Source organism: Nostoc sp. (genome assembly GCF_036918245.1).
Classification (GTDB): domain Bacteria; phylum Cyanobacteriota; class Cyanobacteriia; order Cyanobacteriales; family Nostocaceae; genus Nostoc.
The window spans coordinates 12,226-33,912 of sequence record NZ_JBALEF010000109.1 but is presented as its reverse complement, the minus strand read 5'-3'; the positions used below and the strand labels follow the sequence as shown (position 1 = coordinate 33,912).

Annotated in this window: 21 protein-coding genes; 9 read left to right on the top strand and 12 right to left on the bottom strand. The window is 43.6% G+C overall.

The features are described from left to right. Positions 1–874 precede the first annotated feature (874 nt). Positions 875–2,551, bottom strand: a complete 1,677-nt coding sequence (locus V7L12_RS31805; protein WP_335090542.1) for an alpha/beta hydrolase — start codon at positions 2,549–2,551, stop codon at positions 875–877. A 283-nt stretch (positions 2,552–2,834) separates the two neighbouring features. After that, complete coding sequence (locus tag V7L12_RS31800; protein ID WP_335090540.1) at positions 2,835–3,011, bottom strand: hypothetical protein; 177 nt, start codon at positions 3,009–3,011, stop codon at positions 2,835–2,837. 39 nt (positions 3,012–3,050) lie between these two features. Here V7L12_RS31800 and V7L12_RS31795 point away from each other — a divergent pair, with 39 nt between their 5' ends. Further along, the gene (locus V7L12_RS31795) at positions 3,051–3,503 is read left to right on the top strand and encodes a hypothetical protein (RefSeq protein ID WP_335090538.1); all 453 of its coding nucleotides are present in this window, start codon (positions 3,051–3,053) and stop codon (positions 3,501–3,503) included. A gap of 8 nt (positions 3,504–3,511) precedes the next feature. Here the strand turns inward: V7L12_RS31795 and V7L12_RS31790 are convergent, their stop codons facing one another. Next, entirely contained in the window at positions 3,512–4,567 is a 1,056-nt protein-coding gene (locus tag V7L12_RS31790) for a M28 family peptidase (protein ID WP_335090537.1), read from the bottom strand. Continuing rightward, on the bottom strand, positions 4,509–4,673 hold the full coding sequence (locus V7L12_RS31785) for a hypothetical protein (RefSeq protein WP_334824724.1): 165 nt from the start codon (positions 4,671–4,673) through the stop codon (positions 4,509–4,511). Before V7L12_RS31785 ends, V7L12_RS31790 begins: the two co-directional genes overlap by 59 nt. Positions 4,674–4,686: 13 nt before the next feature. On the opposite strand from V7L12_RS31785, the gene V7L12_RS31780 reads away from it, so the two are divergent. Next, positions 4,687–5,064 carry a hypothetical protein gene (locus V7L12_RS31780; protein WP_335090535.1) on the top strand — a complete coding sequence of 126 codons (378 nt, stop codon included), beginning with the start codon at positions 4,687–4,689 and terminating at the stop codon, positions 5,062–5,064. A 301-nt stretch (positions 5,065–5,365) separates the two neighbouring features. On the opposite strand, the gene V7L12_RS31775 is transcribed toward V7L12_RS31780, so the two are convergent. From V7L12_RS31775 to V7L12_RS31760, 4 genes are all read right to left on the bottom strand, one after another. Further along, positions 5,366–6,466 carry an ABC transporter ATP-binding protein gene (locus V7L12_RS31775; protein WP_335090533.1) on the bottom strand — a complete coding sequence of 367 codons (1,101 nt, stop codon included), beginning with the start codon at positions 6,464–6,466 and terminating at the stop codon, positions 5,366–5,368. Positions 6,467–6,474: 8 nt separating this feature from the next. Then, entirely contained in the window at positions 6,475–7,359 is an 885-nt protein-coding gene (locus V7L12_RS31770) for a carbohydrate ABC transporter permease (RefSeq protein WP_335090531.1), read from the bottom strand. A gap of 3 nt (positions 7,360–7,362) precedes the next feature. After that, on the bottom strand, positions 7,363–8,274 hold the full coding sequence (locus V7L12_RS31765) for a carbohydrate ABC transporter permease (RefSeq protein WP_335090529.1): 912 nt from the start codon (positions 8,272–8,274) through the stop codon (positions 7,363–7,365). 260 nt (positions 8,275–8,534) lie between these two features. Continuing rightward, positions 8,535–9,881 (bottom strand): ABC transporter substrate-binding protein, encoded by a 1,347-nt coding sequence (locus tag V7L12_RS31760; RefSeq protein WP_335090528.1) that lies wholly within the window; start codon positions 9,879–9,881, stop codon positions 8,535–8,537. Positions 9,882–10,238: 357 nt separating this feature from the next. Here V7L12_RS31760 and V7L12_RS31755 point away from each other — a divergent pair, with 357 nt between their 5' ends. From V7L12_RS31755 to V7L12_RS31745, 3 genes are all read left to right on the top strand, one after another. Continuing rightward, positions 10,239–12,137, top strand: coding sequence for a transketolase (locus V7L12_RS31755; RefSeq protein WP_335090527.1), 1,899 nt, complete (start codon positions 10,239–10,241; stop codon positions 12,135–12,137). 176 nt (positions 12,138–12,313) lie between these two features. Next, the gene (locus V7L12_RS31750; RefSeq protein WP_335090526.1) at positions 12,314–12,505 is read left to right on the top strand and encodes a hypothetical protein; all 192 of its coding nucleotides are present in this window, start codon (positions 12,314–12,316) and stop codon (positions 12,503–12,505) included. Positions 12,506–12,561: 56 nt separating this feature from the next. After that, complete coding sequence (locus tag V7L12_RS31745; RefSeq protein ID WP_335090524.1) at positions 12,562–13,335, top strand: NADP-dependent oxidoreductase; 774 nt, start codon at positions 12,562–12,564, stop codon at positions 13,333–13,335. 601 nt (positions 13,336–13,936) lie between these two features. Here V7L12_RS31745 and V7L12_RS31740 read toward each other — a convergent pair. Both V7L12_RS31740 and V7L12_RS31735 read right to left on the bottom strand, forming a co-directional pair. Further along, on the bottom strand, positions 13,937–14,572 hold the full coding sequence (locus tag V7L12_RS31740; RefSeq protein WP_335090523.1) for a hypothetical protein: 636 nt from the start codon (positions 14,570–14,572) through the stop codon (positions 13,937–13,939). A 69-nt stretch (positions 14,573–14,641) separates the two neighbouring features. Next, entirely contained in the window at positions 14,642–14,911 is a 270-nt protein-coding gene (locus V7L12_RS31735) for a toll/interleukin-1 receptor domain-containing protein (protein ID WP_335090521.1), read from the bottom strand. 261 nt (positions 14,912–15,172) lie between these two features. Here V7L12_RS31735 and V7L12_RS31730 point away from each other — a divergent pair, with 261 nt between their 5' ends. Both V7L12_RS31730 and V7L12_RS31725 read left to right on the top strand, forming a co-directional pair. Further along, positions 15,173–16,444 carry an urease accessory protein UreH domain-containing protein gene (locus V7L12_RS31730; protein ID WP_335090519.1) on the top strand — a complete coding sequence of 424 codons (1,272 nt, stop codon included), beginning with the start codon at positions 15,173–15,175 and terminating at the stop codon, positions 16,442–16,444. Next, positions 16,419–17,120, top strand: a complete 702-nt coding sequence (locus V7L12_RS31725) for a hypothetical protein (protein WP_335090517.1) — start codon at positions 16,419–16,421, stop codon at positions 17,118–17,120. The genes V7L12_RS31730 and V7L12_RS31725 overlap by 26 nt, the downstream gene beginning before the upstream one ends. 88 nt (positions 17,121–17,208) lie before the next feature. Here V7L12_RS31725 and galE read toward each other — a convergent pair whose 3' ends face one another. After that, the gene (gene galE, locus V7L12_RS31720; protein WP_335090515.1) at positions 17,209–18,207 is read right to left on the bottom strand and encodes a UDP-glucose 4-epimerase GalE; all 999 of its coding nucleotides are present in this window, start codon (positions 18,205–18,207) and stop codon (positions 17,209–17,211) included. A 379-nt stretch (positions 18,208–18,586) separates the two neighbouring features. Here galE and V7L12_RS31715 point away from each other — a divergent pair, with 379 nt between their 5' ends. Further along, a complete protein-coding gene (locus tag V7L12_RS31715) occupies positions 18,587–19,237 on the top strand; it encodes a hypothetical protein (RefSeq protein ID WP_335090513.1) in 651 nt (216 codons plus the stop codon). A 246-nt stretch (positions 19,238–19,483) separates the two neighbouring features. Then, positions 19,484–21,235 carry an ABC transporter ATP-binding protein gene (locus V7L12_RS31710; RefSeq protein WP_334824748.1) on the top strand — a complete coding sequence of 584 codons (1,752 nt, stop codon included), beginning with the start codon at positions 19,484–19,486 and terminating at the stop codon, positions 21,233–21,235. Positions 21,236–21,384: 149 nt separating this feature from the next. Here V7L12_RS31710 and V7L12_RS31705 read toward each other — a convergent pair whose 3' ends face one another. After that, complete coding sequence (locus V7L12_RS31705) at positions 21,385–21,564, bottom strand: hypothetical protein (protein WP_335090511.1); 180 nt, start codon at positions 21,562–21,564, stop codon at positions 21,385–21,387. Between the last annotated feature and the right edge of the window lie 123 nt (positions 21,565–21,687).

The window sequence follows — 21,687 nt, the reverse complement described above, 5'->3', positions numbered from 1 at the left end:
TTAATACATACACAACAATATTTCGGATAAAATAACTTATTTTCAAACAAATGAAAATAAGTTTGTAACATGTTAATTACAGGACTACTCTTTAAATCTTGAAACACATATAAGGCGTGCTACACTCTGCTAACACACCCTACAATTACTTGACAGATTTTTCAAAAACGATTTCCGATTTTTATGGAATACGTATGTATTATCATTATTCGGCATCTGCTCCTAGTTGTTTACACTCTTAAGCTTGTATTATTTTCATGAATACATTATAAATTTTATGTCTAAATAGTTATTTTTACTGTAAAAATTTGGTATAGATTTAACAGCAACTTTGAGGCTGATATCAAGGTAATAAACTTTTATCAAGTAAAAAGTTTACACAGAATTGGTATAAGGCCAATTTATAAGCTGTATATTACTTACAGCGGATTACAAATTCATAAAGTACACTCTCTCCAATACTTAGGTAGATGCCTGATAGGGCGGGTGGGGTAGTTACTCCACTTAGATGAAAAGTACTGTATTTTCGATTGTTTGATCCTCAACGTGAGGTATTTGCAGCGAATATCGCTAGTTTAAGCTTTATTTAGTCTAAAAAAATCGTTGGGTAAGGCAAAATGAGCGGCGACTTCTACCGTTTCCGTACCCCCACTCTTAAGTAAGCTACTCACAAAATTAAATATTTTAGGACTTACGCACTATACAAATTAACCATAATATGCGTTAAGCAAAATTTATATTTCCGGTGCTGACTGCAACCATGATTTTGTCGCATATTTACTATTTTGGGTGTTAGACATGGCTCAAAAGCCCAAAATTAGTATAGTCAATATGTATGATACGTAAGTCCTATATTTGTTTAATTGGAAGTCCCTTATTTCTCAACAAATTCTTTCACCACTGCCATAGCATCAGGAGGAATCTGCGTAATTAGACGAAATGGAAATGCGGCAGTTGAAGCAAACTGGGCATAGTCTGGTGTCAGGAAGATAGCATAGTTTTTAGCTTCTGGAGTCATCTGTGCAGCAAAGGCCAAGGTTAGAGCTTTAACGTACTTGCGAACATCTGCTGCTTGTTCACCGACAACTTCACCGCCACTAATCGGTGTATTTGGTTGTCCGATCTGATCTAATGTGGTGCTGGGGTCTTTTACACTTAGATGAGTACCCCCAATTATACCAACTAGTGATTTTGGGGATGGGATTTTTTCAAATCCCACAATCTGTTCAGTTAAAGCTGGGGTGGTTTTATCGGCGGAACCTGCTAACACTATGGTAGGAACTTGTATCTTTGTTAACCCAGTTTCGCCAAAAATCAGAGAAGTTGTCGGATTGAGAGCGATCGCTTGTTTGATTCTGGGATCTCGTAGTTGATAGCTATTTTCTGGTAGTTCTTGAGCGATGCACTGCATATTTTCTCCCAAACTCAAGATAGTCAGGTTCTTTTTACAGCGTTGTTTGAGATGTTCTAGTTGCAACTCGGCTCCAGCAAGTGCTAAAGCTGTACCACCACCAAAAGAATAGCCAACAACCATCGCGTTTGTGGTTGCAAGTTTCCCTTGTAGGGGATGATTAGCTGTTTGGTTGAGCTTTGCTAATTCGTCGAGGACAAAACTAATATCTTGAGGGCGATACAAAAACTCTTGAGGCTTCATGACTCTGGTTTTGCCTTGTAATGCTAGGTTAGCATTTGCCTGATTACTACCGGGATGTTCTAAAGCTGCTACTACATAACCGTGGGATGCTAAATGTTCTGCTAGGTAACGCAAGTCCGTGCGGACTGACCCGAAGCCGTGAGAAAAGACAATTACGGGTTTGTCGGGAGTTGCAGCAGTTGACCAGTAAATATCAACTGGGATTTTGCGATCGCGCTTTTGATCGTTCAAGCTTAAGTTGAGGATTTTTACTTGGGCGCTTCCTGGTTGGCTGGGATCAAAAGGGAAAACAATCTGTGGTGTTCTCGGTTGTGCTGTTATGGGGTCGAGTTGGGGAGCAATGTCTGACGACAAGCCGCTACGCGTCAACGCTAACATGAATTGCTGAGTACGCCAAAAAGCTGTATTTAAATTCCCTGCAACAACGAAAGCCTTTGGCAAATCAATTTCTAAGCGTTTACTGGGATAAGCAGCAATAAAACTCAGTATAGAAAGACCTTGTGGTGCAGTAGAACCTAATACCAATCCTGCTCTCAGTGCTTGTACCCCAGCTTTATCCTTTCGGGCTAAGGCTGTAGCAAAGTCATTGAGAATAGTTGTACCAATCTGGGTATTAATTAACCTATCAAGTGTGACAACATTCATGGGTATATTCATACCCAGCGCCCCCAAGAAGAAGCGGCGTTGTTCTTCAGATAAAGAGTGTAAACTCCCAGGCAATTCCCTTGTTTTTACAGCCTTTTGCAACTCAGCAAGAGAGATGGATTCTGTAAATAAACCCAAACGCACAACAACCGTGTCAGCAGCAATAGCCGAAGTATTTGCCCCGAACTGTGTAAGTGCGATTGCGCTAAAGAAACCCGCAACTGTCTTGAGACTTCTCCAACTTTTTCCCATAAACTTTTATACCAATTGTTACTTACGGGAATATAACGGATATTTGTGTATTTGACTACCCAAATAATTGCTTAGAAATAAAAGTAAATTTTTTCTTAACTTGCTGGCGATGTCTACGATGGGCTACGCCTATGCTCTAATCTCCTCAAAGCATCTGCTGATGCAAACACAGCCATATTACAAGCATAACAAAAGTAACGAATTGTAGAATTCATCACAGTTAAACATTTGACCATAAATCAGTGTTAACAGCCACAAAAGCTCGATTGTTTCTCAGCTAGGTTTAATACTGTAACGGAGCTACGAGAACAGGGGAAGCGATCGCATCTACAATCTGCAATTTTTTTTGACAGCAAAATTTAACCGACTGCTTAATGTTTTGTCTTTGCGCTTTAAAACGTCTTGCAGAGGTGTTGCAGGTGAATAGTCTGACTGCTGTAGCTGCACTATCATTACTCATCAAATTCTACCAGCCGCATCAACAATTTTTCTTGGCTTTATGCGTCGCAGACTCCCATATTTTTTAATTTTGCTGCTCTCCCTGAGTATTATTACACTGTGGTGGCCTGTGAATGATTCTGATTGCAATTTTGAGGCTTTTATCGCATCAAAAACTACAAAATTCCAAGTACATGCTACTAAGGTTATTGTTCAGCCGTGGCGTGGTCGTCACCATGTATATGGAATCTTTATGATTCCTGATGAATATAAACAAGCTCCATTTTTTGTGTTAACAGTCCAAGGTGCTGGTAGTTACTGTTCAAAACAATTTGGTCATAAACAAAACTTTGATGATATCTTTGCTCAACCAGGAACTTATCTGGTAAAGAAGCCGATTAGAACTCGAAAAACTCTCCGGCTCATTCTCCAAGGTCTATATTCTCAGGTCAATGATAAAAATAATTGGACGTTGACTTTTCCTGAACCAAAAGCTAGTCAAGATAATTCATAATTTATAAGTTAGCTTGGTGGTTGAGTTTCCAAAACCTGGTCTTTCTCTAACAAGGCACTAGTAGCATTAACTACAATTTGTGCTGCTCCTGTGAAAAACGATCGCTCGATAGTCGCTGGCACATCGCTAGGTTTATGATAGTGCGGAGTGCGTAAATTTGCGGTATCTGTCACCAGCACAGCGCCCACGCCTTGGTACCAAAACGGTGCATGGTCGCTACGTAGGGTGTCTGGTGTCAGTAAACCTTTAAAAGGAATTGGTAGTGTTAGAACTGCTGGCAAATTTGATTCCTGTTTATTCAGGGCGATTGAGGGGATGTTGTGTGAATTTTGAAAGGCATACAGTAAAGGTAAATGTTCTGTATCACCGACTACTGCCAAAAAGTCGCCCTTGTCGCTAGGTGGCGTAACAGGCAATCCGGCAGGGTATTTCTGACAGCCAGTATTGTAACAAGCGTAACCTACCATATCCATAATGATCGCGCCACCTAAATTTTGCAAGCGTGCTGTCTGACTCACAAAAGCCTGACTACCCAAAAGTCCTGCTTCCTCTTGGTCAAAAAAAGCTAGCTGTAAAGTCCGTGGCGTAGGACGAGATCCCAGCAACCGAGCTACTTCCAGCACTACGGCTACACCACTGGCATTATCATCGGCGCCAGGGGAAGAGGCAACAGTATCGTAATGCGCTGCTACGAGAATTGCTTTAGCTGCTTTGTTAGTTCCTGGGCGTTCGGCAAAAATATTTACACCGTCAGAGAACTTTTCTAATTTAGGTTTCCAGCCGACTTTTTTCAGTTCAGTTGTAATATAAGTGCGAGTAAGCGATCGCTCTTTTGTGGTGTAGCGCTGAAAATTCAACTTTTGGATATGGTTTAGCAGCTTGTCAGTAGACACTTGCGGGGCAATGTAAACTTCCCTTGACTCTGGCTGTGGTTCGGGTGTTTTCACTGGAATGCGCTCAACAATTGTCGGTGAGAGATGCTGTTCAAAAAACGTGCTACCTCTGCTACCCAACACGGCAACTGTCATCAGCACCAACAGCATCAGCCAAATCCATTTTCTCATCTGATTTATCCTTGGCTTCCTGACTTAGGGTAGCGCAAATCCCCGTGCGATTCGTTGTGAGTGAATCCCCTGTAGGGACAACTGGGTAACTTAAGCTTGTACTCACAACTTTCACCAAAATGAAAAACTACTTAGCAAGGCTAGCACTGGGAAGCGTGCTGCTAGCAGTAGGATACAAACCTATAATGCAGTCAAATCTTTTAAGTTTCGGTTCAGACACTTATGAAATTCAGTGGAGTGGAGCTAATGGAAGCAAGCTATTCGGCAGCTATGGTATTGTTTCCAAAAGTACTAGTACGCCTTCAAGAGTAGAAAAGGTTACAGGAACACTTCCTTATAAAGTTAATTTTTCTGCTCCAAAAAATACCCTGATTTCTGCCGCAGGAACAACAGTTCATCAGGGTATAGTAGAAATCAAAATTTTCAAAAATGGGTCAGAGTGTGGAAAAGTAGTCGTTCTTGGAAGCGGAGCTATAGCTAATAAAACTTGTCAATAGTCCAAGCATTATAAAATAAACAAGTAATGTATTAGTTATATCCCTTATACCAATTCTGTATGAAGATGCGCTAAACCATGTTTAAGGATAAGAAAGAAAAACGAACCACAAAGGACGCAAAAGACACAAAGAAAGAAGAAGTTAAAAGGGTTTGGCGCAGCCTCACAAAGAAATGGTATTACAAGCTAAGTTTGTAGGAGATTTGTAATTTAGAAGTAGAATCCCCAGGCATCACTTTCCAGGATTGCTAGGAAGGGTTTAATATTTTTTTCTGAGATAAATCTGGGCGACTACTGTAGTATTAGCTCCTGACACCTAACATTTGTCTTTTAACAAGAGCATGGCCAGATTGCACATCAAACCAGTGAATATCCTCAGGGGGCAATGCTAGTGTAATATCCTTGTCACTCCAATTTTGGTCTATTGGCAACAAAGCACGTACTGTAATCGCTTCGGTTTGTGAACCCTCAATCCTAACACTGACCAAATAGTGCATACCCAAATTTTCCACTAAAAATACTCGCCCCTGGATAGTCTGAGTATCACCTGGTTGAGCAATGCGGACATCTTCTGGGCGGATTCCCAGAACAATCTGCGGTGGTACAGTTGGTATATCTGGGAGAAGCACTTGGAAGTTACCCAGGAGCGCGTATTTTCCCTTACAAGGTAGAGTCAGCAAATTCATTTGCGGACTACCAACAAATCCAGCCACAAATAGATTAGCTGGATGGTTATAAATGCGGTCAGGCGGGTCAAGTTGCTGGACATAGCCATCGTTGAGCAATGCAACTTTCGTGGAGAGCGTCATCGCTTCGGTTTGGTCGTGGGTGACGTAGACAACTGGCACTTTTTGGGCTGCAAAAATTTGCTTGATATCGGCTCGGACTCTTTCCCGCAGCAGTGCATCCAGGTTACTTAAAGGTTCATCCAGCAGGTAGACATCGGCATTACGCACCAAAGCACGACCGACAGCAACCCGCTGCCGTTGACCTCCAGACATTTGACCAGGCTTGCGGTTCATTAACTCTGCTAATCCTAAAACTTCTGCCACTTCTGCCACTCGCTGTTTAATTTCTGTAGGTGGTACTTTTTTCAGCTTGAGTCCAGAAGCGAGGTTTTCGTACACCGTCATGTGGGGATAGAGTGCATAGCTTTGAAATACCATTGCAATATTGCGATCGCTTGCTCGTTTATAGGTGACATCTACATCCCCAATCTCGATCTGACCGCGAGTCGGTTCCTCAAGACCCGCAATCATGCGTAGGACGGTGGATTTACCACAGCCAGAAGGGCCAAGTAAAGTCAGAAACTCATGGTTATCTACAGTTAAGCTAACGTCTTTGACAGGGACGACTTTAGGGTTGTAGGTTTTATTCAAGTTTTTGAGTTCGAGTTTAGCCATTTTGATTTTTATCCTTTAACAGCACCAGCGGTAAGACCTTGGACAATCCGGCGCTGGAAAAACAAAACTAGTAAAATTAAGGGTAATGTCCCGATGACAGTTGCAGCAGCGATCGGGCCATAGGGAATTTCATATATTGTCGCACCACCCAACTGAGCAGCAGCAACAGGAATCGTCTTCAACTCTTCACGGGTCATAAACGTGAGAGCAAAAATAAACTCGTTCCAAGCAAAAATAAAGGTGAGGATTCCAGTAGTCACTAAAGCGGGAAGGGTCATGGGTAGCACGATTTGCCATAGTAGTTGAAAGGTGTTGTAGCCATCGACCCTAGCGGAATCTTCCAAATCTTTTGGCAATTGTTCAAAAAAGCTTTTAAGTACTAAAATTGTTAACGGCAAATTGATCGCAGTATAGGGTATAATCAGCACCAGATAATTGTTGCCCAATTTCAGCGCTTGGATAATTTCTAACAATCCTAAGAACAACAGAATTCCAGGAAATAAGGTAACAATTAAAATGCTGGCGAGGATAACTCGTTCGCCCCAAGGGCGTAATCGTGCCAGTGCGTAGGCCGCAGGTGCGCCGATCGCTAAAGCTACAGCGGTAGAAGTAATTGACACAAAGGCGCTGTTGAAGATGTAGCGCCAAAATGGGCGACGAGTAAATAACTCAATGTAGTGATTGAAAGTGAAGCGTGTGGGGAAATAGACAGTCGGAACGGCGGCAATATCGTCATTTACTTTAAACGAGGTCAGCAATTGCCATAAAGCTGGCGCGAGGCTAAATAGCACTATTAATACAACTATGATGACCAGCAAGATTTTTTTCAGAGAAAACTTGCTTCTCCCTGTTCGTCTTGGAGTCGCTGGAACTGCTTGTGGAGTTACACTCATGGCTTAAATGGCTTCTGATGTTTTGGCACGGTATTTGTTAAGCAAGAAACTAGCGATCGCCACCGCCGCAATCAATATTAAAAATGTCACTACTACCAGGGCTGCTCCATAACCAAAATCTAAGTAGCGCATCACCGTGGAGTAAATGTATAATGACACCACTTCTGTAGCGCCACCAGGCCCACCCCCAGTCATTACAGCAATCAAGTCAAAAATTCCAAAAGCTTGAGCAAACCGAAATAGCACTGCAATTAAGATTTGCGGCAGCAGTAATGGCAGGGTAATATTGCGGAAACTTTGCCAAGCAGTTGCTCCATCAACTGAGTAAGCTTCATAGAGGTCTTTTGATATCGACTGCAACCCAGCTAGCAACAGGATACTGATAAACGGTGTAGTTTTCCAAACATCAGCAAAAACTACTGCGATCATCGCCAGCGTTGGATCTCCTAACCAATTAATCCCAGTCTTAATCAGCCCCAATCGCTGCAAAATATCGTTCACAACCCCAAACTGGTCGTTAAAAATCCAAGACCACGCCAGACCAATCAAAGCAGTAGGCAAAGCCCAAGGGATAATTGCAGTTGTACGCACTATGCCCCGCCCAAGAAACGCCTGATTGAGAACTAAGGCAATCCCTAGTCCTAGCAGTAGTTCTGAGATTACTGATGCTGTTGTGAACACGGTTGTCGCCCACAAACTCTGCCAAAAACGACCATCCCCCGCCATCCGCACATAATTCTCCAAACCAGAGAATACAGGTTGTAGCTCTGTTGCCAAATTTTTAGTAAATACGCTTAACCAAAATGCTCGTAAAATCGGGTAGGCAAATACAAACAACAGTAGCAGCAATGCAGGTGTTAGTAAGATCCAGGCTGTCTGTTGTTCTCGATTTCTGAATGTATGTAAATTTGTCATTTGTTATAAAGGATTGGGGATTGGGGATTTTGAACTCCGTTAATGAGTCTTTGAACTCCATTAATGAGCCTTTTAACTCCATTAATGAGTCTTTGAACTCCATTAATGAGCCTTTTAACTCCATTAATGAGTCTTTGAACTCCATTAATGAGTCTTTGAACTCCATTAATGAGCCTTTGAACTCCATTAATGAGCCTTTGAACTCCATTAATGAGTCTTTAAGGTGGATGAATGAGTATCCGAGGTGGATGAACGAGTCTTTAAGCCAAAGCTTTAACTTCTTCTAACTTCCCCTGCTCCCCTGCCCCCAGCAGTCGGCGTGTTTCGGCAGCAGCAGCTTTCATTGCTCGTTCAGGATTCATCCGACCAGATAAGGCGGCGCTGAGATAACGCTGCAAAATATCTGATGTCTGAGGATATTGCGCGATCGGCGGACGTAAAACTGCATTGTCCACGACCTTCAATAACTGCGGATAGTGGGGGTATTTAGCAACAATCTCTGGGTCTGTAAACAAATCCCGGCGACTTGGCACATAGCCTGCACTGAAAATGAATCGGCGCTGTGCTTCTCGACTGGTAAAATACTGAATTGCTTTCCAAGCTTCTTCTGGATGTTGAGAGGATTTTGCAATCCCTAAACCCCAGCCCCCTAGACAAGCCGCTCCCGTCTTCCCAGGAGCATGAACCATCGGTTTAATCGCAATTTTGCCCCGGATTGGCGAATTTTCTGCCTGGGCTAAAGGCCACGCATAGGGCCAACTGCGTAAAAACGCTACTTGACCACTTTGAAACAAGCGTCGGGTATCTTCTTCCTGGTAAGTCGTGACTCCAGCAGGAGAAACGCCTTCTTTAACGGTACTACGCAGAAACTCAATGGCTCGTAATGTTTCTGGTCGATCTAGTCCAACTTCGAGCGTCTTGGGATTAACCCAGAAGCCACCAAAGCCATCGAGGACTTCCGCAAACATCGCCACAAGTCCTTCATATTGCCGACCTTGCCAAAGATAGCCCCAATTTACCTGGTTTTTTTTCTGCAAAATTTGGGAAATTCGGAGCAAATCATCAAAGGTTTCTGGCGGTTTCAACCCTGCTTGTTTAATTAAATCTTCCCGGTAGTAGAGCATTCCCACGTCGGAACGCACTGGAATGCGGTACAGCTTGTTTTGGTAACGTCCCCCTTCTACATCCTGTGATGAAAATGCTGCCAACTCTTTTTTAGAAATGCGATCGCCTAAGGGTAGCAACCATCCAGCAGCAGCAAACTTGGATGTCCAGATCACATCCATATTGATCAGGTCGTAAGGGGATTCACCCAAGATAAAAGATGAGGTATACAGGTCTTCGAGCAAATTTGTGGCATTGGGGCCTTCAACTAAGTTAATGCGAATACCAGGGTTCTCAGCCTCGAAGTCTCTAATCAAACCCTGCCTCCAAGGTTCGGCATCAGGAGCAGTCATTAATATATTCAGGGTAACTGGTTGCTGCGAGAGTGCTACCCAACTGAACAATATAATGCTCAAGAGAGTTGCCAGAAAAACCCCTATATGCAGATAACTTTGTTTTTGGATGAATTTTTGTAACTTGTTAATTGGCTTTCGGTACAACATTATCAATGTAGCGATCGCTAGTGGTAATTATTAAGAAATAAAAACATAAAATATCTGAAAAAAGATTATTTTGTATTATTTTTTATCAAAATGCTTGAGTAATAATCAGGCTTTGAATGCACTTCGCAATCGCTTATTTTAAGTTCGGTAGTATTAATCATTGATGGCAAAGGCTCTAGTTGAAAAATCGGCAGCAAGTAGGGAAAAGATATTTTTCTTTGCAAGTACCTAAACATAGAGCTTGATAGTTGATAAATTTCTGCCTGTTAACTCTGTCATTTGTTAGAGTAAACAATTGTTCTTGTTGACTAGGATGTGAGTGCTGTCCTTAGTTCCTATACATGGAAGAGAGCGATCATGGCTACCCTTGAACAATTGCAAGCATGGCATGAATTGGCACAACAACTGCGGATTGATAGTATTCGTGCCACCACCGCAGCCGAATCTGGTCATCCCACCTCCTCAATGTCAGCTGCCGACCTGATGGCAGTGCTACTTGCCAAGCATCTGCGTTACGACTTCAGCAATCCGCACTCCCCTGACAATGATCACCTGATCTTCTCAAAAGGACACGCATCACCGCTGTTGTACTCAATTTATCGAGCGGCGGGAGTAATTGATGATAACGAATTGATGTCCCTTCGCAAGTTTGGTAGTCGCCTAGAAGGGCATCCAACCCCAGCATTACCTTGGGTAGATGTGGCAACGGGTTCATTGGGACAAGGACTGCCGATCGCTGTTGGTATTGCTTTAGCTGGAGAGTATTTAGACAAGCTGCCTTACCACACCTGGGTTTTGTTAGGGGATAGTGAAATGGCGGAAGGTTCTATTTGGGAAGCCTTTGAACACGCTAGTCACTACAAACTGGCAAATATGATTGCCATCCTCGATGTCAACCGTTTGGGACAGCGAGGTGAAACAATGTTAGGCTGGAACACCCAAGCATACTGCGATCGCGCTCTTGCTTTCGGCTGGAAGGCAATTGAAATCGACGGTCACAACCTAGAAGAAATTGACGAAGCATACACAGCAGCTATCGATAACCCCAACTGTCCGACACTGATTGTGGCTCGGACAAAGAAGGGCAAGGGTGTTGCAGATTTAGAAGATGTTGGCGGTTGGCATGGAAAAGCCTTGAAACCTGACCAAGCAAAGGCAGCGATCGAAGAACTAGGTGGTGAACGTCAGCTCACTATTGCCGTTTCCAAACCTAATTTACAAATCCAAAAAACTGCAATTGGACAATTTCAAACTCTTCAACTTCCTAGCTATCAATTGGGAGAAAAAGTGGCAACCCGTAAAGCTTATGGGGATACCTTAAAAGCTCTCGGAGCGTCTCGACCAGATGTAGTTGCCTTAGATGGTGAGGTGAGCAACTCCACCTACGCCGAAGAATTTGCCAAAGCTTATCCTGAGCGCTATTTTGAGATGTACATTGCCGAGCAGCAATTGGTTGCCGCAGCAGTGGGGTTACAAGTGCGGCAGTATAAGCCTTTTGCTTCTACTTTTGCGGCATTCTTAAGTCGCGCTTCTGATTTTGTGCGGATGGCTGCCATTTCTCGCGCCAATATTAAACTTGTTGGTTCTCATGCGGGAATTTCAATTGGTGAGGATGGCCCTTCACAAATGGCACTAGAAGACTTAGCTTCTTTGAGAGCAGTGTGCGGCAGCACTGTGCTTTACCCTAGTGATGCCAATCAAACCGCTCAACTTGTCGCCCAAATGGTCGATTGTGATGGTATTGTCTACCTACGCACAACCCGTGAAAGCACACCTGTTCTCTATGAAGCTGAGGAGGATTTTTCAATTGGTGGCAGCAAGGTCATCTATAGTTCTGAGCAGGATCAAGCAGCAGTGATTGCAGCAGGTATTACGCTACATGAAGCAATTAAAGCATATCAGCACCTCAAGCAGGAAGGGATTACGGTACGCGTTATCGATGCTTACTCAGTCAAACCAATTGATGCTACAACTCTGCATCAGGCTGCCCGTGATACTCAGGGTAAACTCGTTGTAGTCGAAGACCATTGGGGCGAGGGTGGACTGGGATCTGCTGTCCTCGATGCTTTTGTGGGTACAGATGCTGCTCCTACCTCTGGGGGATTGCCACTAAACCTAATCAAACTGGCAGTACGGTATCTGCCTGGGTCTGGGACTCCAGAAGAGCTACTTCATGCAGCAAAAATTGACGCTTCTTCTATTGTCGAGGCTGTGCGATCGCTTGTTAAACAACCTGCTTCGGTATCAACGAAGTAATACCCGCGATCTTTTTTGTAATCAAAGTTCAGATGAATTACTTGTAGAGACTGGGGAAGGTGGGGCCCCCTCTGGGGATAAGGGGTAATGGGGACTGGGAAGAAGGAATAAAGGTGTACTGAGTTTTTTTCACGCAATCAAATATCAGTCCTATAGCAATTGAGGTAAATAAGATAATGCAAGCAATTCGCGTTCATAACTATGAGAAGTCAGACGCGCTGACACTGGAAACTATAGCGCAACCCGAACCACAACCGAATGAAGTGCTAATAGGACTTACGCATACTCTACGAATTCTTGGCGTTCTTGGCGTCTTGGCGGTTCGACAAATTAAGCTTTTGGGCGATTTTTGCGTAAGTCCTAGCTAATTCGGGTTCAGGCGGCTGGAGTCAATCCGCTCGATTGGAAAATCCGGTCAGGCTACATGAAAGAGATTTTTCCAATGCCTTTGCCGTTCACGCCTGGAATGGATATTGCAGGCATTGTGGAAGCGATCGGCACTGATGTCAAAGCATTCCAAGTTGGTCAAGCCGTTTATGGTGAACTGCGAATGGGAGCTTATGCCCAGTTCGCTACGGCTCCACAAGATGCGATCGCCCTCAAGCCGGAGACGCTGGATTTTGTGCAAGCGGCATCGGTGCCAATGGTAGCAATGACCGCCTATCAAGGGTTGTTTGATCATGCTGATCTCAAGCCTGGTCAAACCGTCCTGATTCATGCGGCATCGGGTGGAGTTGGCATATTCGCGGTACAGTTTGCTAAATGGAAAGGAGCGCACGTCATTGGAACTGCCTCAGCCACGAATGCAGAATTTGTCCGGTCTCTGGGTGCAGATCAAGCGATTGACTACAAAGCAACACCCTTTGAAGAAGTTGTTGAGAATGTCGATGTAGTTCTAGATACGTTAGGTGGCGACACGCAAGCACGTTCTTATTCAGTGCTAAAGCCAGGTGGCATTCTGGTTGCAACCGCCGCTCCCCCCAATGTTGAAAAAGCTCAAGAACGAGGTATCCGTGCAGAGATGATGAATATGAAACCCTCGGCCTCGCTGCTAGAGGAAATTGCTAGTTTACTCGATTCCGGGCAGCTTAAGACGGTTCTTGCTCAGACCTTTTCTTTATCTGAAGCCCGTCAAGCTCAGGAATTGAGTCAGGGCGGTCATGTCCAGGGCAAAATCGTGCTTCAAATCAATGCTTAACCCGATGTGTGCTAAACTTTTTGATCCACCTGGAAAGGCTAAAAATACCAAAAATCGGGAAAATTTATAAGTTGGAGAAATTTGCAAGCAATGGTAAAAATCTAGAGTCAGTATCAACTCTAGAGCCATTGCACCAGCTTAATCAAAGGGTGAAATTCATTCTTGTATTGTTTAACCAGTCTTGCCAAACTATCCTCTCTGGTAACTGTTTATCCCTCAAAATGTTTAAGTCCCTTTAACCAAAGCGACCGCATCTAAATTTGCCACGGGCAGTATTATTTTTTGGTTCTAACAGAAGCGATAGGGGATTGATCCCGTAGAGAAGCGATCGCAGCTTGTAGATACTGCTTTATCATTGTTCGCTGTTAGACAGAGATATTTATACGTATTATCTTGTAGTTTTTTTCAGAAATAAAATATGATTCCTATAGGATAAGTATTATCCTATGCTTACTCCAAACAGGCGTTAAAATTCTCTGTTCCATAAGCTTTTGGCTTATTTGTTTGGCATCTTGCTCAGTCAGCTTTTGGTAAACTCCCTAATTCACTAGAAATTATTTTTACAAGAGTTTTTTACAGATTGACCTTTATGACAGAACATTCATGTTGAGCCTTGTTGCAATGGTCTTAGCAAGATATCCCAAAAATACTCAGCAGCCCCTTGTTGAGACCATAATTTCTTCACATTCTGTTGGCTTGCAAAGAAAGCCATTCCCAAAGGTTGCAGAAAAAGAGCATATCCATCATCAACTATAGACATGGATTCATTAATACTATTATCACTTCCTGAAGCATTCGAGGAATATGCAATGTCGCTTCTAAAAAGACGGCTACTTCCTCCTGTCCAAATTCGACATTCAGTAGCTTTCTTTCCCCTAATGTAGACAATAGCCGAAAAATGATTTGCATCTATACGCTTGAAATGTGTATCAACTTCTGGATTTCGGTTGGATAGTTCAGCAAGTGAATTCTCAAAAAAGTTGGATATGTATTCAAACGATTCCTCTACAAATTGATCCCTGTCTCGATCCGAGAATGTTTTGCGAATACGGAAATTGCTCGATCTTGGTATATCCAAAATTTGTGGTTTGACAGCAGAACCGTAACTTTTGCTTGGTGGCGTGGAATCCTGACGAAGTTGTAAGCGAGTAATTGTCCGTTTTACAGCGTTGACTACTTCAAGAAAAGCATCATCTTTTTCGGGGAATTTTGTGATAGGCTTGCCATCAGTTGGCATGACCAAGAGCTTGCCAAATGGTGCACTGCGCCAATCGCATGGACGCAGGATGACTGGTATAATGTAGGATTATCCTTTCTCATGCTTTTCCATCGCACGTTGCATCTCAATGTCATAACAATAATTGGAAGCTAGAAAATCTGAACTGACTAATAAAAGAATGATGTCTGCTTCTTCCAAGTTTTTGCTTATTGCCTTATCGAATTCCTCACCAGCAGTTATTCGCCGATCATGCCACGTCTCAATGAAGCCTTGCCTTTTTAGCATAGCAAGATGAATTTCCATCTCATCGCGCAGGATTTGATCTCGATGTGAATAAGAGAAAAAAACTGTAGCCATTCGACGATTATTAATTAAAGGCAGGTATTTACTTATGATTAATACCTTTATATCTTATACCAGTACAAAAGAACTAATTCCCTCAAGTAAACATCAAGTTTGACGCTTTGTCTTTTGACAGCGATCGCAACTTCACTTACAGTTCCGCACTAGAGGAGTGTTGAGTACTGAGTAAAGAAGAAAAAAAAATTTCTTATTACTTCTTCAACATCTTTATTCGGACACTCAGGACTCATAACTCAGAATCTCGGAACTTTTTTTATGGTAGATTTGTTGCTGATCGCAATCCTGGGGTTCCTGGGGAGTTTTGGACATTGCTTTGGGATGTGTGGTCCGCTAACAGTGGCATTTTCTCTGTCTCATCAGCCAAAAAGTCCACAAACAGTCTCCTTAGGACGGACATTAACCTTAGAAAAACCCGATACTTGGCAACAGCAATTAAAATTTCATATCCTGCTAAACCTGGGGCGGATGTTGAGCTATGCTCTAGTCGGTGCTGGCATTGGGGCGCTAGGTTCGGTATTGCTGCAAGGTGGACAGCTAGCGGGTGTTGGCAGCGACTTCCGGCGCTGGATGGCAATTCTGACTGGTGTGATGTTGATTTGGTTTGGCTTAGGACAAGTAAAACCTGATTTACTACCGCGTATTCCCGTGTTACATCCCCTATTGCAAGGTAGTTTACACGATCGCCTCAGCACAGGAATGGTTAAACTTTCCTTAAAAACCAAATGGTGGACGCCAATGCTTTTGGGGATGACTTGGGGTTTAATGCCCTGTGGTTTCCTGTATGCTGCCCAAATTAAAGCCGCTGAAACTGGCAATTTATGGATGAGTACAGCTACTATGCTGGCTTTTGGCTTGGGAACCTTGCCCACGATGCTAGGTGTAGGCGTTTCCACATCATTGGTAAGTAAAGACAGGCGCAGTCACTTGTTTCGATTAGGCGGTTGGGTAACACTCACCATTGGCGTGATCACCTTGCTGCGGACTGGTGACACAATGGTAGATTACACTGGACACGCGGCGTTAATCTGCTTAATTTTGGCGTTAATTGCGCGTCCGATTAGTGGCTTGTGGGCTTCACCACTGCGTTACCGTCGCGGCTTGGGTGTGGGATCTTTTGTGCTTTCTGTGGTTCACACCTTCCACATGATAGAACACTCATTGCAATGGAATTTTGCCGCCTTTTCTTTTCTGCCGCCAGAATTTCAGTGGGGGATGGCTGCGGGTGCTGTAGCATTGGTATTAATGTCCCCCGCCGCTTTTACAAGTTGGGAATCGTTGCAAAAATCTTTGGGCAAGCGTTGGCGACAGATTCATCTATTGGGTGTGCCAGCCTTGCTCTTGAGTGCCATTCATACTGTGTTGATTGGTTCCCATTACCTGGGTTCCTTGCAATCAACTTGGGGAAATAAATTAGCGGCAGTACTGATGGTAATTGTTACTCTCAGTATCTTGCTAGTGCGTTCGCGCTTTTTTTGGTCAAAGTTAGCCGTAGAAAAGTTTTATGTTCCCCCAACCAAATCGCGGTAAATCATCCTTATTTTCAGGTTCCATTCCCAGGAGTCAAAAACAGAGGCATTACCCCCTCAAAGACATTTTCTGGAAGAATCAAGGAACAATAAAGTATTTATTATTCCTCAGTTGCTTAGTTATATCAATAACTAATCTTTACCCTGCTTTTGCTCATAAGGTGGAAGTAGCCTCAGATGTTGGCGGCACTCTCCACATTGAACCAAATGATAATCCCCGTGCTGGAGAACCAAGCCAAGCCTGGTTTGCACTTACCCGCAGAGGTGGAAAAGTGATTCCTCTGTCACAGTGTAATTGTCAGTTGGCTGTTTATGCCGAACCTTATGCAGCCGGAGAGCCACCGCTGTTAGAACCACAGTTAGAACCTGTAGCAGCCGAACGTTATCAAGGCATCCCAGGTGCAGAAGTTGTCTTTCCCAAACCAGGTCTTTATGAGTTGCAACTAAATGGAAAACCTGTCTCTGGGGCAAGATTCAAACCCTTTGAATTCAAATTTGAAGTGACTGTGGCAGGAGGCGGGTCTACACAAAATACACGAAACCTGCGAGATGTCAATGGTGATTTAGTAGAGGGTCAATCTCAACAATTACCAACTTGGGCGATCGCACTGCCAATTCTCGGATTTATTGGCATCTTAGTTGTCGTCATGCAAAGTATGAGGAGGGGTGGGGAGTAGGGAAGAAGCAGGGAAGGCAGGGGAGGCAGGGGAGACAGGGGAAGGAAATAACCAATGCCCAATGCCCAATGCCCCATGCTCCATGCCCTTACTTATGTCGCTTTTGATGCCACTGCCAGGCGTCAGCGACAATATCTTTGATGGATGGATACTGAGGTTGCCAGCCTAAGATTGTTCTGGCTTTATCGCTGGTGCCAATGAGAATTGGGGGATCGCCAGGACGGCGATCGCGTTCTTCTACTGGTATCGAAATCCCTGTCACCTCTTCGACTGCGGCAATGACTTCTCTGACGGAGAAACCGCTGGCATTGCTCAAATTAAAAACTTCGCTATCGCCACCTTTTAATAAATATTCCAATCCCAAAATATGGGCATCTGCTAAGTCATTAACGTGAATATAATCGCGAATACACGTACCATCGGGCGTGGGGTAATCAGTGCCGAAAATTGAGATGGATTCTCGTTTGCCTAAAGCTGTCATTAGCACCAAAGGAATTAAATGGGTTTCTGGGTTGTGATCCTCGCCCAGTAAGCCATTGGGATTAGCACCAGCAGCATTGAAATAGCGAAAACGCACTGATTGTAAACCATAAGCGACATCAAAATCAGAGAGAATCCTTTCTACCATTAGCTTTGTAGCCCCATAAGGATTAATCGGATTTTGGGGATGGGTTTCTGGAATCGGCACGAATTGCGGTACCCCGTAGGTGGCACAGGTAGAAGAAAAGACAAATTTCTTTACAGATGCTGTCAGCATCGCTTCTAACAGGGTCAAAGTACCAAGGACGTTATTGCGGTAATATTTGGCCGGATCAGTAACAGATTCTCCTACGTAGGCATAAGCAGAAAAATGCATCACCGCAGCAATATCGTGGGTTTTAAATACATGATCCAGCAAGGTGCGATCGCTTGTGTCCCCAATTATCAGTTCTACCTGTAAAACCTTTTCTACTAGATCGCGATGTCCATAGACCAGATTATCAAGTATGACAACGCTATAACCCGCTTTCTTCAAAGCAAGCACTGTATGGGAACCAATATATCCAGCTCCTCCCGTTACCAGAATAGTAGGCTTTCCAGGCGACATAGTTTTTCCTTTTGAGTCGATTACTTAATTAATTTAGTTTATCGGTGCCAGATTACTCTTCTGGAAAATTATAAATAATAAACGCAGTGTCAAAAAATTGCACTAAAATCACTACGACGGTAGTCTTTGGGTGTGAGGTTTGAGAAATTTTAAGTCAAACAGTACGATTACAATTTGACAATAAAATAAATCCATTTCCCGAAACCTCTAGGTTGAGCCTTACGAGTGACGCTTCTAACGTCGCTATCAGTAAGAAGTCCCCAGTTGTTTTATGCAGGGAAACCATGCATGGCAGTCTTTTCTGGGGGCAACCCCGATCAAAACGGACTGCCTTACCACCACACTGGCTCACTGCACCAGAAAATTTGAGAGTTAGTCTATGTTTCTATTATTAAGCCGGGTACTGCTGTGGCTGCTGATTGGCACTATCGTCTATTCTCTGTTCCAGCGATTTTATCCCTCTGGAAGTTTTGTCGGGCGATTAATCTTAGTCGTTATCTTGGTAATCGTAGCCCTATCATTTCTTAACCCCAATGAACCTGCTGTGGCGTCGTTGTGGAGGATGCTATCTTTTCCACTCAAGCCTCTAGGAGCCTCTGTTTTACTGATGATTATTGCCGCTCAGAAAATCAAAGGAGGTGGGATAGAGAAACCAGGAGGATACTTGATCGGTTGGGCACTGACTATTTTGCTGTTAGCAAGTACACCAGCAGTCGCTTATTTCCTTTATAGAGCGCCACTAGCAATGACGGGTGAAACATCTGTCGCAACTGCTACACCAACATCTGAGACATTGGTGGCATTAGGGCAACCCACCACAGCGAACATCTCAGATGTAACGGGGGATAGCATTCTTTCTTATAATTTGAGAGTGCCTCCCTATTTATTACAAGGAAGTCCTCAAGATATTCGCACACGCGGTTTACGACTTGAAGACTTTGTACCAAATTCGGAAACGTTGCAATTGACAACAAGAACTTGGGAAAGTTATCTCATTGAAGTTTACAGGTTCTTGCGTGTTCAGCGGTAATCAGGTAAGAGAACTTTACTGGGTTCGTAGTAAGCGCTCAAGCGCTCAATCCAAGGATTAAAGTCCTGACTACGAACTTATTTCTTCATTAAAGTTGCTGTGGTGGACTACTAGTACCGAACGGCAATGACTATCCAGTTAAAAGAGGTAATAAAAGCTGAATTTATAACAAGCGATATTTCCTCTGCATAGCTGCCTTCTGGGACTAGCAGTTAATCTAGATGATAAAGTTGCAAAATTGCTTTAATGGCAAAATCTCGACGAATCGCTAAACTCAGTGCTTACCTACGACCCCATTGGCGGGAAGCCTCCTTGGGCATTCTCGCTTTGTTGTCTGTCAATGCACTGGGTGTTTATATCCCTTGGTTGATTCGTGCTGGTGTTGACAAACTCTCGACAACCTTCAGATGGAACCAAATACTACATTATGTAGTAGTTATTGTCTTGCTCAGTTCGGCGATGTGGCTAATGCGGATGGCATCACGCATTTGGCTATTTGGGGTGGGACGTCAGGTGGAATTTGACCTGAAACAACGGATTTTTGAACACTTACTGAAGCTGGAGCCTGCTTATTTTGCCAGTAATACTGCTGGCGATTTGATTAGTCGGGCTACTAGTGATGTGGACAATATCAAGCGGTTATTGGGTTTTGCGGTCTTGAGTTTGGCAAATACGGTGTTTGCCTATGCCCTGACACTGCCAGTAATGCTGGCAATTAGTGTGGATCTCACCCTAGCCGCCTTAGCAGTCTACCCTTTTATGCTCTTATTGGTGAGTCTGTTTAGCGATCGCTTACGCAAACAACAAGCAAAAGTCCAAGAACAACTCTCTGACATCAGCGAACTCATCCAGGAGGATATTAGTGGTATTGCCTTAATTAAAATCTATGCCCAAGAAGCAAACGAGCGCCGAGCTTTTGCCAAGAAAAATCAGCAGCTATTGACTGCTAACCTGGAATTGGCAAAAATCCGCAATACACTGTTTCCGCTAATTGGTGGGCTAGCTAACATCAGTTCACTGGTAATCATCTGGCTAGGATCGGCACGGATGTCTGCTGGGACGCTTCAGGTTGGCGATTTTTTAGCACTGTTAATTTATGTAGAGCGTCTAGTTTTCCCCACTGCCCTTTTAGGATTCACAATTACTGCCTACCAACGCGGTGAAGTTAGTATCGATAGGCTTGAATCTATTCTCTCTGTCACACCAAAAATTCAAGACACAGCCGATGCCATACATCTACCAGTGGCTGAACTTAAAGGCGAACTGACAGCTAAAAATCTCACCTACAATTACCCTGGTTCCACTACTCCAGCTTTAGCAAATGTTAACTTTACCATTGCTCCTGGAGAAACTGTAGCGATTGTTGGGGCAATTGGTTCGGGGAAATCTACTTTGGCCAATGCTTTACCGCGCTTGTTGGATATTGAATCAGGACAATTGTTTTTAGATGGGCTAGATATTACTAAGATCGCTTTGACAGATTTACGAGGTGCGATCGCCTACGTTCCTCAAGATAGCTTTCTATTTAGCACTACAATCAAAAATAATATTCGCTACGGCGATCCAGTTAGCGAACAACAGCAGGTAGAATCTGTCGCTAAACTTGCCCAAATTGAATCAGAAATTCACAATTTTCCCCAGCAATATGAAACTATTGTTGGCGAACGCGGTATTAATCTTTCTGGCGGTCAACGGCAACGTACTGCTTTGGCTCGAGCAATGTTGGTCAATGCTCCAGTGTTAATTTTGGATGACGCTCTCTCTAGTGTGGATAATCAAACAGCCACGCAAATCCTCAAAAATCTCTCCAGTGGTATTGAACGTAAAACAGTAATTTTTATTACGCACCAATTATCAGCGGCGGCGGCTGCTGACCGAATTTTTGTGATGGACAAGGGAAAAATTATGCAGATCGGAAATCACTTAGAACTTTTAAAACAACAGGGTTTATACAGAACTTTGTGGAGCCAACATCAAGTTGAGGAATTACTGCGGTGAAGAAGACAGTATAAAACAAGTTTCAAAAGCCTTGGATGAAAGAATGACTGGGGATTGGTATTTGGACTCAGCACTGGCTCAACGCCCTGTTATCCATACTTTCAAGTCAGAGGGCAAGAATTTAGATAGGATAAATGGTTAGGAGTACCTCACGCCCTAGCTAAATGTCCAACGGTGCGCTCGCGATGATTAAAAGCTGATAGGCTATTCCCCCAAACTGCGGAAAAATTCACACCCTCTTTAAACACCCGCCCTTCTGGAATCACGCGGTTACGTCTTTCTTTGCCTTCTGTTTGCTCCAGTGGCTTGTTGAAAGCGTGCTTTTCCATCAACTTGCTCAAATGTGCAAATCTCATCCTGTAAATTCTACATGAATTGCTGCGATCGCTCCACCCGTCCCATATTCAGGGCAGCAAAACTTCGGCGTGAGCGCTCAGTCAAATGCCCAATCC